Annotated in this window: 7 protein-coding genes, 3 pseudogenes and 1 riboswitch; of the genes and pseudogenes, 3 read left to right on the forward strand and 7 right to left on the reverse strand. The window is 57.4% G+C overall.

Going from position 1 to position 13,400, the window contains the following annotated elements:
- Positions 1-303: TCP-1/cpn60 chaperonin family protein (locus tag XF30_RS39245; RefSeq protein WP_283811211.1), on the reverse strand; the 303-nt coding region annotated here is incomplete at its 3' end.
- A gap of 84 nt (positions 304-387) precedes the next feature.
- A complete protein-coding gene (locus tag XF30_RS11700) occupies positions 388-702 on the reverse strand; it encodes a co-chaperone GroES (RefSeq protein ID WP_109142784.1) in 315 nt (104 codons plus the stop codon).
- Between the two features lie 1,019 nt (positions 703-1,721).
- On the opposite strand from XF30_RS11700, the gene XF30_RS11705 reads away from it, so the two are divergent.
- Entirely contained in the window at positions 1,722-2,369 is a 648-nt protein-coding gene (locus XF30_RS11705) for an FkbM family methyltransferase (RefSeq protein WP_109142785.1), read from the forward strand.
- 997 nt (positions 2,370-3,366) lie between these two features.
- Here the strand turns inward: XF30_RS11705 and XF30_RS11710 are convergent.
- The 5 genes and pseudogenes from XF30_RS11710 to XF30_RS38045 all read right to left on the reverse strand — a co-directional run bounded on the left by XF30_RS11710 (position 3,367) and on the right by XF30_RS38045 (position 11,261).
- A complete protein-coding gene (locus tag XF30_RS11710) occupies positions 3,367-4,533 on the reverse strand; it encodes an acyl-CoA dehydrogenase family protein (RefSeq protein ID WP_109142786.1) in 1,167 nt (388 codons plus the stop codon).
- Between the two features lie 1,882 nt (positions 4,534-6,415).
- A pseudogene (locus XF30_RS11715) lies at positions 6,416-7,160 on the reverse strand (carbonic anhydrase).
- An 8-nt stretch (positions 7,161-7,168) separates the two neighbouring features.
- Entirely contained in the window at positions 7,169-7,924 is a 756-nt protein-coding gene (locus tag XF30_RS11720; protein WP_244609094.1) for a thermonuclease family protein, read from the reverse strand.
- 1,753 nt (positions 7,925-9,677) lie between these two features.
- On the reverse strand, positions 9,678-10,400 hold the full coding sequence (locus XF30_RS11730; RefSeq protein WP_244608927.1) for a nodulate formation efficiency C protein: 723 nt from the start codon (positions 10,398-10,400) through the stop codon (positions 9,678-9,680).
- 591 nt (positions 10,401-10,991) lie between these two features.
- The gene (locus XF30_RS38045) at positions 10,992-11,261 is read right to left on the reverse strand and encodes a hypothetical protein (RefSeq protein WP_158284353.1); all 270 of its coding nucleotides are present in this window, start codon (positions 11,259-11,261) and stop codon (positions 10,992-10,994) included.
- A 138-nt stretch (positions 11,262-11,399) separates the two neighbouring features.
- A riboswitch (cobalamin riboswitch) is annotated at positions 11,400-11,601 on the forward strand.
- A 103-nt stretch (positions 11,602-11,704) separates the two neighbouring features.
- Between XF30_RS38045 and XF30_RS39250 the strand changes: the two are divergent.
- Positions 11,705-12,627, forward strand: a pseudogene (locus XF30_RS39250) (5-methyltetrahydropteroyltriglutamate--homocysteine S-methyltransferase); the annotation flags it as partial.
- A 327-nt stretch (positions 12,628-12,954) separates the two neighbouring features.
- Positions 12,955-13,400: pseudogene (locus tag XF30_RS39255) on the forward strand (5-methyltetrahydropteroyltriglutamate--homocysteine S-methyltransferase); the annotation flags it as partial.

A 13,400-nucleotide genomic window follows, 5' to 3' on the forward strand; every position in this document is an offset into this window, starting at 1 on the left:
ACGCACGATTGCGGCGGCCAGGACGGTCGCGGTGGTGGTGCCGTCGCCGGCAGCATCCGCAGCTTTCGAAGCCACTTCGCGCACCATTTGGGCGCCCATGTTCTCGAACTTGTCGTCGAGTTCGATGTCCTTGGCAACGGCAACGCCGTCTTTGGTAATACGTGGCGCGCCGAACGACTTGTCGAGCACGACGTTGCGGCCCTTTGGACCAAGAGTGACCTGCACGGCATTGGCGAGAATGTCGACGCCGCGCAGCATACGATCCCTCGCATCTACTCCGAACTTGACTTCTTTAGCTGACATAGAGAATTCCTTCAGTTCCAATTAAATGATCCTCCAGCGCGCCCGGTAGGCTCTCCTCGGAGGGTGAGCTGTGCGAGCCCAGGATTAGGCGACCTTCTTCTTGGAGAACACATCCGTGAGAACGCCCATAATGTCGCTCTCCTTCATGATCAACAGGTCTTGCCCATCGATCTTGACCTCGGTGCCGGACCATTTGCCAAACAGCACCCGCTCACCGACTTCGATGTCGATCGGAATTAGCTTGCCGCTCTCATCGCGGCCGCCCGGCCCAACTGCAATGACCTCGCCCTGCGATGGTTTTTCCTTCGCTGTGTCGGGAATGATGATGCCGCCAGCGGTCTTCTCTTCGGCGTCGATGCGCTTGACCACGACGCGGTCGTGAAGCGGACGGAATTTCATAGAGGTCTCCTGAGCGTTTGAACAAGTTGAGATTAGGCAAACGTGGCCAGTAAACTATAGCAAGAGTCAGGCCAGAAATGCGCCGAGCAATCTATCCGTACAGTTCTGCAAAAGCATTGCCCGGCAGCGTGTGTGCTTGTCCGGAAGCATACGCGCTGAGGCGCACAGCCCCCCGGCTGTTGTGAAAATGACATTGCGCTTCCTGGAAACACGCGCATTGAGCCGCGGGACACTTCAACCTTGCTCGGGCGGCGGTTGCACTAATCGAGAGTGTTTCGACGACGTGGGGATTGCACATGATTACCTGACGGTACAATCTAGCAAGTCTGGCCGGCGAAGCGTGCGGTCCACAAGGGTTATCGAAGAGCGGCTCGTCAAATCTGCCGGAGTCGTGCATGCGAATAGTATGCAACGATATCGAAAAATCAGGTTCTGCTTCTTGTAAGAGGCGGCCTGCTCCAAGGCAGGTCACCACCGAATTGTACCGGATCGCCGGTATCCTGCCGTGGCAGGGCACTTAAAGCCTACCGACTTGACCCTGGTCATTCGTAAGCCGACAGCACTTGAAGAAAGTTGCAAGCGCCGCGAAAGCTTGATTGCGCCGAGCGACGCGTACATCGGGGCTTTCGCCGACCTCGTTCCTCGCCTACGCTTCCGAGGGAAAGACCGTCGGGAGCTACTGGCAGCGAATCTGAGATGGCGGCCATCAGTCGGCAGAGCACATTCGGCGCAATTGTCGATATCCAACAGGTGACGCTCAAAGGAAGGCGGTCTTCGGCAACTTGAAAGAGCCAATACGACGATCTGGCTCACTGAGGCCGCGCGTTCCGACGATAAGTTCGAGAATTGCATCGGGATGGATAACCTCTCAGTTTGATGTCGATGGCATCCAAACAGCTGTCGTGGATCAAAAGGACTGACTGACAAATGAAGCTTATACCTTGATATACATTGTGCAGCGGCTTCTGGCGTGTGATGTCGAAATTCACCAAATCTCCGCGCACCATGGAAAAGCAGCTGTGTCGTCCGTAGAAGTACATCAGCACATCATCTCACTTCTTAAGAAGCCGAATCCAGTCATCCTGGATATCGGCTGCAATGACGGGACTGATACGCAAAAGTTCCTAGAACTCTGCCCGCAACCCCAGCTCTACTGCTTTGAGCCGGACCCCAGAGCGATCGCGCGCTTCAAGAAGAAGCTCGGCCCATCCCTCAATAGGGTGAAGCTGTTTGAAATAGCCATCAGTGATCGAAACGGGACGATCGACTTCTACCCCAGCAATGCAGATGGCGATGCAAAGGATTGGGACCTATCCGGTTCAATACGCCGTCCGAAGAACCATCTTACCGAGTACGATTGGGTCCGGTTTGATCATCCTGTCTCGGTTGAAACACGGCGGCTGGACGACTGGTGCAGCGAAGCTAAGCTGGACGGAGTCGATTTTATTTGGATGGACGTTCAGGGAGCCGAAGCCGACGTTATCGCCGGCGGTATGCGGACGTTCAGCAACACGCGTTTCATCTACACCGAGTATAGTGACCGCGAGCTCTACGAAGGGCAGTTGTCATTGCAAGCCATTCTTAACTTATTGCCATCCTTTGAAGTGGCGGCTCACTATCCGCGCGCAGTGGAAGGTGATGTATTGCTCAAAAATGCGCGCGCCTAGCGGCTCATATCGAGCGTCTCATTCATGACCTGACCAGCGGACTCCGTGCTGGCCACAGCTGCACAACGGTGATCGTCAAGCGGCTATCGTGAGCTGGACAGGCAGTGCGGTTTGTCCATTGGGCCGGCGTGCATGTCGACCGACCCATTGGGAGCGGCCAGCGCCATGGCGGTGCTGGGGTCCACGCGGCCCGGAGGAAGGCAGGCCGTGCGGCTACCGTGGCGATCGAACCGTAGCAGCACGGGCTCGCGCGCTCTTGGCGCCGCTACGTCGGACCCGCTCGACCGACACTCGCCAGGATCTAATGCCGATCACGCCGAATCTGATCGCGCGGCTTCACCGGCGCAGCCAAAACTAGGTCCGGCTTGCCGATATCACTCCATCCTAAACGCATAGGGCTCGCTGTATTGGCTGCCGCCATGGAACTCATCAGCCGCAAGATAGCCGGCCGGGCGAAGCGCGACCTCATGAAGGCCGAAGCGTCTTTTCCGCGCCGTCGTTGCCAATTCGCCAGCAGCGGGCAAGAGTGGATTGATCGACTTTCCGATCGGGCGTATACAGTACGCGCAGGCTAAGGTCGCACGGCCGCTGCCAGCGCTTGCGTGCCCGCATCGATGAGCCGCAAGGGTGAATGCTAGGATAATGCGCCATTGAGAGCTTCTTCCGCACCGTGCGCCACAAACGGCAAGTAGGCAATCGGTGCGAGAGTCCCGCTAGCGCGTGATTTGGAGAGTTCGTGAGTTGAACCGCGAGCCGTTTCGCATAAGTTCAGGTGTATCCTGCTCGGTAACGTCGATGATTGAGGGGCTAAGAGGCTATAAGGACTCGTATGTTTGGACAACGAACGGGTAGTCCAGGATATGTAGCGGGATCCTTTGCCCTGCGGTGTCTTTGTTCAAATTGAAACAAGGGGCCACGCCCTCAGCGGCAGGCCACTCATCGCGCAAGTTCAGTAATCCGTTGGCGTGGCGTGTGGCTTGCCCGTGCGTGACCAACTTTATGGAAAGCCCGGCTGTATTGCACTTCCCAGAAGGGCGCGGCCAGCGCTCTGGAGCGTTCCCTCGTTTAAAGCTGCGTGCTGGGCAACCACGAAGCTGTCGCACATGGCCCGTGCTAGATTACTGGCGTTATAGAGCGCCTCAGTTCCAGCCAGACCGCTGGCAATTCTGCAGACCTCAGCGCCCTGCCGCGCGGCGTTCGTCGCCGCGAGCCGCATTAGCGTCGTGGTGCCAAGATTTACCTCACCCTTGAGCGCTTCCTTCCACAGCTCCTCGGTGGCGTCGTAAAAGAAAGAACGAGCGGAACGTAGCATCGCTTCGGCTTTGGCGATTTCAAGCTGCACATAGCCGCGCTCAGCCATCACGGGCGCTCCAGTGATCGAGGCACGGGTTGCGGCCATGGCGATCACCTCGTCTATTGCAGAACGCGCAATCCCGATGCCAACAATCGCATGCGCCTGCGCGGCGAAGGCGACGGATGGATAACAATAGAGCGGCCCATCAAGTGTCGGCGGACCGCCGCGGATCAACGTCCATTCCTCTGGCACAATGACGTCGCTGACGACGACGTCGTGGCTTCCGGTGCCTTGCAGTCCGATGACGTCCCAATTGGGCCGAATTGTCACCTTCTCGGCCGGCATCACCGCTACACGCGGAAGATCACCGCTCGGATCGTCTTCCAACGTGATACCAACTCCTATCAAATCCGCCTCTGGCGAGCCGCTAGCGAATGGCCACACGCCGTTCACGATAAGTCCCTTGGCGCATCGCTTAGCGGGTTGGAGTGGGAAAAGCGCACCCGCCAACACCACGTCAGGTCCATTGGCGTACACTTTGCGAAGCGTGTCGTCCGGAAGAGCAGCGAGGTAGCGAGCTCCATCCCCGAAGCTGGCGACCCAACCGGCGGAGCCGTCGGCCTCGGAAATGCGCTCCACCAGCCGACAAAAATCGGCCGGCGTTCGCTCCTCGCCGCCGAATCGCTTGGCAGCCATAGCCCGATAGACGCCGACGCGTCTGAAACTGTCGATGATTTCTTTTGGAATCTTCTGCGTGCGGCTAAACTCGTTGCGACGCGCACGGATCTCGACGAGTAGCGGCGACAGATTAGCCCAGGTCGCAGCCGCGGCGTGGGTTCTGGAAGTCACCGTTTCTGGTGGAGCGTTCATAGATCATCCTCCGTGTCTTGAGCCGGTCATCGCCGCGCGTCATTCATATGGGCGCCGCATGGCAAGGCCAGGTGATTTGGCCCCGCTGGACGGCGTTCTCAAAGCAGTCGCACTTGATATCGAGTCCATGAGATCGGACACGGTAGCTTCCCAAACTTGTGCGGCCGGACGCCTGACCGAGATATAGCTGTCGCCCTGCCATTGGGGCTGACCGGCAAAGCAGCCGATAGGCTGCGGCGGGATCGATCCGCGTTTGTCGAACTGAATCTCCGGCGGTCGATCGGGGCATGCGGTGCATGTCGTTTCCACATGAACGTGTGGTCACACTTGTGACAGGCCGGGTCGAACCACGTTTGGAATTCTTGAGTTGTGCTTGGGAGAGCGCCCAAGCCTGCGGTCTCTTGCCCGTCTTCCCAGCAATTGACGTGCCATCAAGCATAGCTGCCGGCTTTGTCTGAACTGCGCGAGATCACTCCGCCGTGCCGTGCCAGCGCAATGCTCTTGCGCTCCGGTTTGCTTTTAGGCACAAGATGTCCTTAACAGGCCGCGAAGAAAACCACAGAGGCGGACCGCGACCGCCACCAACCCGGTTCAACGTTCCTGCTTAAGCTTAAGTCCGGCTCCGGTCTCCTGAGGTTTACCAACAGCCCAAATGTGCTGCTCCTGCGACTGCTGGTGAGCGCTTGCTTAGAAGCAGAGTTCAAGAACGCAGGTGTTCGTGAAACGCACGGCGGCTCCGGACGCAATTGCACGATCAACTCCGCGTTCGAGGTGACTGCAAGAGTGGTCCGCTCATGCGAGCGAAGACGAAGCGTTACGAACAGGTTTCGGTGGCTTTCCGGGCTTGCCAGCGACAGAGGAGTCTGGCCACGTTCTGACATACCGAACGCAAGTTCGAGCACATTCCTGACTGGCCGACCCTCTTGCGGCCGGTGGCGCCTCTTTCTTCGGCGATCTACCAATGCTTGCAGCCTTCCGAGCTTGCCAAATTCGTGCGACAACTATGCGCGCACCACGAGCTTTGTGACAGACCAGGCACGACACGTTTTGAAGCTAGTGCTCTGTTCCCACTAAGCGAATCCGTGCTTGAAGGGCCTGATTGTGGAAGCGCGGTTACCAGATGCTCTCCGGCCTGTAGGCGCGGTGCGCGCGCTGAAACATGGCTGTTGTCGCACCGAATTGACCTGCGCAGATAGAACAAGAAACCTGCTAAGTCTCGCCGCGACTTAGAACCTACCAGCCCCCGCGTAAAGGCGACGCACTTTGTAAGCTTCGAGTTTCTTCTCGTGCCGAGCTCGTCATGGAGGACGGCGAACGAGACCATCTAGCGAATGATTGATGCGCGGCTGGTTTTCCGATGGTCCCGGTCACCAAATGGCTCATGCAGGAGGGCTGTCTGGTACGGATACAGGTAGCATGTTGCTTTACAGCCCGGCCGGGCAGTCATGCTGGTTGTTCTGTGTGATCCCTCAGCCCTGGCTGAGCTCGGTTATAAAAGCATGACCGAGGATGCATTACCCAATCGGAGACGAGAAGCTCTCGGGATCGTCGCGTGCTCTGGAGTTCAGAGCCTGCAATGCTTCGCATTGCAATCTGCTACCCGAACCACCTCCATTGGGTTGGCGGCTCAATCAGGAGGCATGAATGCTGCCGGACGCGCTATGTGTGTTTCTTGTTGCTGGCCGCGCGTTGCCAACATGAGTGCGTAAAACACGAGAAGAATTAAGAGGCCGCGCATATCTAGGAGTCCTGAAGCGATGACAATTGTAGAGCGGATAGTATCCGGGCGTATTTGTGGTAGACGTTGGACCAACAATATTGCGCGGATCTGAAGCGATGTATCAGGCGGCAGACGATTGCCGGGAGCGTGAAGGCGCTAGCATCAGCTCACGATATCGACCTTGCCGGTGTCGATCCGATACAGGCCCCCGACGACCTTCAGTCGGTTCTGCTCGACTGCGCCGTTCAGAATTGGACCTGTCCGATTTCAATTTGTTGACGTTATCGATCACATTTTGTCGGGTTGCTTGGGCGATCCCGTCGCCGGCTTGGTCGCGAGATGCTTTCACTGCAGGAGAAAGTGCAGTTACCAGGGATAAAATGTGCCCCGGCGGCCGCTTATCTTCATGGAGCGACTTGATCGTGGCGTCTATCGCACCGCAATGATCGTGGCCAAGTACGAGGATCAGCGGCGTGTTGAGTATGGCAACCGCGTATTCCATACTGGCGAGCGTATCATCGTTAGCGAAGTTACCGGCCACGCGGCAGACAAACAGATCACCTAATCCGCTGTCGAAGACAAGTTCGGGGACCACGCGGGAGTCGGCGCAGCTCAGAACCGCTGCATATGGATTTTGTCCTTCAACCAAGACCGGCCGCTCGCGGCTGAAATTGTCGGCTCGTGGTGCGCCCTGGACATAACGATCGTTCCCCTTCAGCAACCGATTCAGGGCAGCATCTGGCGAGAGCAGGTTGTTTGGCTTGGGCGGGCCTTTTGCTTCCTTCGCATCGACAATCTTACTGCCGAACCGCAGGAAAACTGTCGAAACAGCGAACAGCAACAGTGACCGGCGCGAACGCGCGTGCCTGGTTAAATGGTGCATGTCTTGAGAATGGGCTGCTTTCATGTGTCGCCTCATCGCACGGCCTTACGCCACCCGGTGGCGTCGGCTTCCGCTTCGCTGCAGAGCCAGCGTCCACCGCGCGTCTTCGTCATGTCGAGTTGTTCGTAACCGGGTTGCCCTGGCAGGTAGTAAATGCGCTCGCCTCTGCGCTCGACAGTGCCTTTTATCAGGCACTCGGGCGACGGCGGTTCCGATAGCAAGACGGATCCAAGCAGAACTTCCTGAGCGTCGACCGGAACCGACGTCGCGCCCACGATAATCGTGCCCCGATTGCGGCGAGGCCAGTCCCAGGGCGCGATGAATGCGCCGGACCACAGTCCCGCATTGGCTGTGCTCGCCACCAACTCATAGACAATGTAGCTATGGTGAGATGCACCAGCCGATAGCGCCAAGCCTGAGCGTACCATCCAGGCGTTTACATCCTCGCCTTCGATGAAGCAGCTGCCGAGGGCTCGCCGATACTCATCGACTCTTTCGGTATGGCAATCCCACGTTCGCCCATTCGAATGCTTGATGAGCTCGTCGCGAACAGCTACGCCGCAGGCCCATTTCCGGCCCTGTGCGTCGAGGCAAATCTGATCCGTCTCAGGAGCTTCGATGCCTGAGAGCCGGACGTTTGTTTTCTCGATCTCGATCGTATTGCCATCGAGGATGCGCGGAGCACCGCTGAGTGTCACGGCGAAAACCGGAGATGTGATGAGAGCGATCAATACGAACATACTTCCGGGGTGCTTCATCCCGACAATAACCTTTCGCTCCTGATCCATGTTCACGCACGATCCGGTGCCGATACATTCGATTGCTCGACCGCAGATGTCCGTTCGGCTTTCGATGTGTGCTTTATGAGAGCCTGGCGTGAGTTCGAAGCTACGACCTGACGCTGCGTAAGGATCAAGAGATTTGTTTCCGTGTGCGTGCGGCGGTATCTTTCGATCATCGACGCCTCTCTTACCCTGAACGCGCTGTACCCTCTGCACCTGAGGAGGAGATCCTCGTGGCGCCGAACTCGAGATGCCAGACAAACCCGAGCCTTGGAAGGCTGTGCTACCTCTTTGCAAAAGTGAGGACCATGAAGCGTCGGTGCTTGCGGCGGAGTCAGGCTTGGAGGAGCAACCTTGCGATGGTTGATGACGACTTCCATCAGCAAACCGGACAGTTCCGACGAGGGCGATGAATTCGCCCCAAAAGTCGTGTCACGAAAAAGATCCTCAAAAATGATCTGGTCTGACTCGCTCTGGCCTGTGTAGGCAAAGTACGCGACGGAGTTCAGCCTCAATGCTCGCCGCATAGATGAAGCGTTCTTTCGAGAAAATCGCGGAAATCCGGTACCTTCTCACGCCGAGCCATATGATCGTTGCTACCAATCGCACTGTGGCATTTGGCTCCTCCGCGCTGCACCATAGGTCGTTGGTGCTACCGCCCATCCATTTGCACAAGAACTGAATTGTTTATGACTCAGGCAGCGCTACGGGCGGCCGCTATTGGTCGTGACGGTTCCTGCGATCTCGAGTGGCTTACCCAGGAACGCTAGCATCAGCGCCCGTTTGCTCCAGGAATTGGAACGGCTGCGATATGGAGCCGCGCTTTGCCGTGGATGCTCCGGGCGTGCGCAAGCTGCCCACGTGTTCGGACAATCGCGAGTGCCATCCTGATGCAATTCAGTGTGAGGGTTCAGTCCACAATACGCGTTTGCCCATGGCGCACGCGGGGCGAATAGCTCTGGTACGGTTTAGCCGACTCAAGCTACACATCATTCTTCAGCACCTCACTAATAATGGGAATGACATGGTCGCAGTCGTTCGGGAAGTATCGGTCTCATCTTAAGCGCTTGAAGTAGATGGTCAGCTCAGAGCGGAATTCGCAACCAAAGACGGTGCCACGGCAGGTGGAGCAGAACTAAAGAAGCGGTTTCCCAAGCTTAGAATCCGGGTCTATGACGTGCAGACAAATCAGTGCGAGGAAATCTAGAGCCGAGTCAGTGGCGCTCGACGTTCTGCGTACAGCTCCGGAGCTTCCCGGCCTGCGACTCGGAAATGGGCAGGCGCTCAGCGGGTATGCCGGGCTTGCTACCAGTGTAACTTCCTCGCCCATTTCGTCTCGGCATCGGTTCCTAGGGCCGGGTCAAAGTCGCTACGCTCACGCTCCTGCGCACGTCACGCAGTCACGCGACGTGCGGAGCACACACGCCGAATCGGCCCGGGCCCGAGGCATCCCCCAGCGCTCTAGCGAAGAATGCATGAGAGCTGGTGCCCGCACAACTTGGTTGCTCTCACTGGGTGGAGTGCAGGCGGGCAAACCACATCTCGCAAACTAGTGCGCCGCTGAGCTCGACACCTGGCGGAAAAGCGCCATCGTGCTGCTCGACCTTTCGTGAGGCGGGCCGAAATGCTGCAAGAAGGGCAGGCGCACTGTTGCGGAGCCGTAAACATCACAACTGCAGACCGCGTATGTCTTGCAGGTGGTACGAGGCGTTCGACCGTACGGCAGCTGCGGTCCGATGTTGCTTTGCGCGACCGTCTACTAAGGCCTTCGGTCTCCTAAGTCTTCCTCTTCCTTTGGCTCGGTGCGTTGGAACCAGGATCCCGGAGGAAATTTAGCGATCCGCTTGGCAAAGGAGGATTGTGGCTCCCAATCTTGGCCTTCGCTCTTCTCGAAAGTGATGACCCCGTTGTGTGTAAAATAACGTGGTCCTTGGAGATCGCAATTCACCAAGAGCAGAATACGCCACAGATCGCCTTTCTCGTTCGGCTTGTCATTCCGCTTCGGTAAGTAGTCTACCCCAACAGGTTCAATGATAGTGCAGCGGCCTTGCCCTAGAAGATCGCCGAGCCGGCCTTGCGGCGTAGTCACAAAGTTGAAGTTAGTCGGATCATGCAGAAAGCGAAGATTTGCGTTCCTTTCACCATCTGCGACTTCTCTGGCGATCAACGAGAGCGCTAGGGCGCGCCAGCCCAATTCCATGGGCTTCGCATAGGTTGACGCCAGTTCAGTCGTGCCGTCGAGCGCAACTTTCCAGGTGATAGCGTACTGTTCGTCTGATTTGTTGTCTCGGTGCCTGGTCCATGAAACGAAAACATAGTCGTTTTCGCCAAGTTCAACGACGCCCCACATCTGAGGGACGAACTGTGCCACCTTCGAGACATTGGAGATAATTTGTTCTACCGTCTCACCATCTTGCGCTCGCCAAGTTGACTTGAGTCTTTCGACAACTGGGATGTCGCTTGCGCGAATACTGTTGCTCATGGTCGCCGGCCAGGCTAGGCAGATTAGAAGTCCGCTCAGGCAACGCCATAGCGCGGGTCTTCCCGACATTCTCTTCATAACCCTCGGCCTATCGCGTTTCATCCGTACATCTTTCAAAGCGGGCCAACCTCGAACCTGCTAGGAGCGAGCGAGCCCAAGAAGTTTACGGAAACGCGTCGGGGCACCCGCGGCTATCCCGTGCGGGCAGGCGCTCCCCTCTATGTCACGCGCCGCTAACTTCCCTACCCAGCGACAGCGTCAATTGGCTGAGCTGGACATGCCCAGCGGGAGAGACTGGGCATGTTCGAGGGGCTTGCATTCTTCGTGCCAGGCAGCAGGCGGAGATTTGCACGGGTGTTATGTCATTCTTGTCGACTTTCCGACCTGCGCACGTTCGATGTTTCCATTCAGTGTATCGGCCGTAGCTTGTGCATCCTTGTCCCGCACTCGATAGTTTGCGGAAGAGGTAAACGCCTCGATGCCAAGTGCCTAATGAGAATCGGCAGTGCGTTTGCCGTCCTTGAACCGTGTGGTTCGCTGTCGTTGCCGTCGGCATTCGATCTACATGATGGCTGGGGACACGAAGCCGACTTAATCGACAAACTTTGAAGCGTGGCTGGCACGCAAATCAACCTGCTCGCCGCGTATGTTTCTAGATTGCGCCGGTTGCCTTGACGTATTCAATGCGGATCCTCTAGTTGAGAAAATAGCTGGCCAGCCGACGTGCTGGGCGAACCGCTGGAAATCGGAAGCCGCATCGAATGCATTCTGCTCGAAACGGCGGTAATTCTCGCCGCGCAGGCTGGTTTTGTCGGGTTCATTGATGGGGCCGCCTCGCCTCAAGGCAGCTCCGATGCTCACTCCGACATCTGGCAAGGGTACTTGCGATTGCAGCAGCTCTGTTTAGAGAATCATAGAAATGCACGGTTATTCGCCGAGTAGATGTCACAGAGTAGCTTGGCACATAATCTGAGAGGTTGACGGAAGAGTCCTCCTGCCGATAATCGAAGTCGTCGAGGTTCTCCGAATCCCACTTGATCCGGAGCTAAGAGGGAAGCCGGTGCAAATTCCGGCGCTGCCCCCGCAACTGTGAGCGGCGAGCTACTGTCCAACGATGTCACTGAAGCCCGCACGGCTTTGGGAAGGCCGACAGCAGCGATGACCAGCGAGCCAGGAGACCTGCCCCGACGATATATATTGGTCCACGGGCGGGGTGTCTCGGTGGTGCGCCAAGCAGCCGTCGCACGCGCGACTTCTTCTGCCTGCGTCCGCCATGGCCTTTGTCCCCAACAGGGGTTAAAACTATGTCTCTTCTCTCTCTTCCGGTTGCTACGCTCGGAACGCCACGCATCGGTCCAAGGCGTGAGCTCAAACTGTCTCTCGAGAGCTACTGGGCGGGAAAGATCAGCGAGCAGCAATTGCTTGAGGACGCATCCGGCCTGCGCGCCGCGAACTGGGCTCGTCAGAAATCTCTCGGCGTCACGATCATTCCGTCGAATGACTTCTCGCTGTATGATCAGGTGCTCGATACAAGTGTCATGGTTGGTGCTGTCCCGGAGATCTGCGCCTCGAAAGGAGAATACATTTCCCTCAAGACGTACTTCGCCATGGCTCGCGGATCACAATGCGACGACCAGGATGCGAGTTGCGGTCTCGGCCCACGGGGGTCTCGCGCACCCGCGCAGGAAATGACTAAGTGGTTTGATACCAACTACCACTACATGGTTCCCGAGTTTCACAAGGGACAGGCGTTCAGACTTTGCTCTCGCAAACCCATCGAGAGTATGAGGAAGCAAAGGCTCTCGGCTTTCAGACCCGCCCTGTCCTGATCGGGCCCGTCACATTCCTAAAGCTCGGCAAGAGTGCCGATAGCGCGTTCCAGCCCCTGTCCCTATTAGATAATTTGATACCGGTCTATATCGAGGTTCTGCATGAATTGGTCGAACGAGGGGCAAGTTGGGTTCAGTTTGACGAGCCCTGCCTGGTCCTTGATCTGAACGAAGCGGTACGAAAATCATTGTTACATGCCTATAACCGGTTCGCAAAGGAGGGACCGGCTATCAAGATCATGGTTGCCAGCTATTTCGGCGACCTAGGCGACAATTTGGATACCGCCTTGAGCCTCCCAGTTTCGGGTCTGCACGTTGATCTGGTTCGAGCGCCAGAGTTGTTGGATCAGATCGTCGCTGTCGGTCGAAGTGATCTCGTCACGTCGCTCGGTGTCATCGACGGCCGGAATGTGTGGCGATCCAACTTGTCGTCGCTCCGTCGGCGGTTGGAGCCCGCGATTGCGAAGCTCGGCAAGCACCGTGTACAGCTCGCTCCATCCTGCTCGCTGCTTCATGTGCCGGTCGATGTTGAACTCGAGACCGGGCTCGCGTCTGACGTCAAGAGCTGGCTTGCTTTCTCTGTTCAGAAGATGCGTGAGCTTGCGATCCTGGCGCGAGCACTCGCTGGCGACCAAAATGTCGGGCTCGCTCTTGCCGATTCGGAATGCGCTGCGACTGCCCGCTGGACTTCGCCGAAGATCCATGATGCCAATGTCGCTGCCCGGATGAGGGCGATCGACCAGACGATACGCCGGCGCACAAGCCCGTTTGCCCGTCGTTCCGAGATCCAAAGGGCACGCTTTGGACTACCTGCGTTTCCCACCACGACGATCGGATCCTTTCCGCAGACCACAGAAGTCAGAAATGCGCGGGCGGCGCATGCGCGAGGCGCGTTGAGCGACGAACAATACGATAGGTTCATCAAGGAGGAGATAGCCCGCGCCGTACGTTGGCAGGAGGACATCGGTCTTGACGTCCTCGTGCACGGCGAATTTGAGCGCAATGACATGGTGCAGTACTTTGGCGAGCAACTCGCCGGCTTCCTATTTACCAGGAAGGGATGGGTACAGTCTTATGGTTCGCGCTGCGTCAGGCCCCCGATCCTGTTTGGCGATGTAGTGCGGTCGAAGCCGATCACTGTGGACTGGTGGCGCTACGCGCAATCACTAAC

The organism is Bradyrhizobium sp. SUTN9-2 (assembly GCF_003122645.1).
GTDB classification, from domain to species: Bacteria; Pseudomonadota; Alphaproteobacteria; order Rhizobiales; family Xanthobacteraceae; genus Bradyrhizobium; species Bradyrhizobium yuanmingense.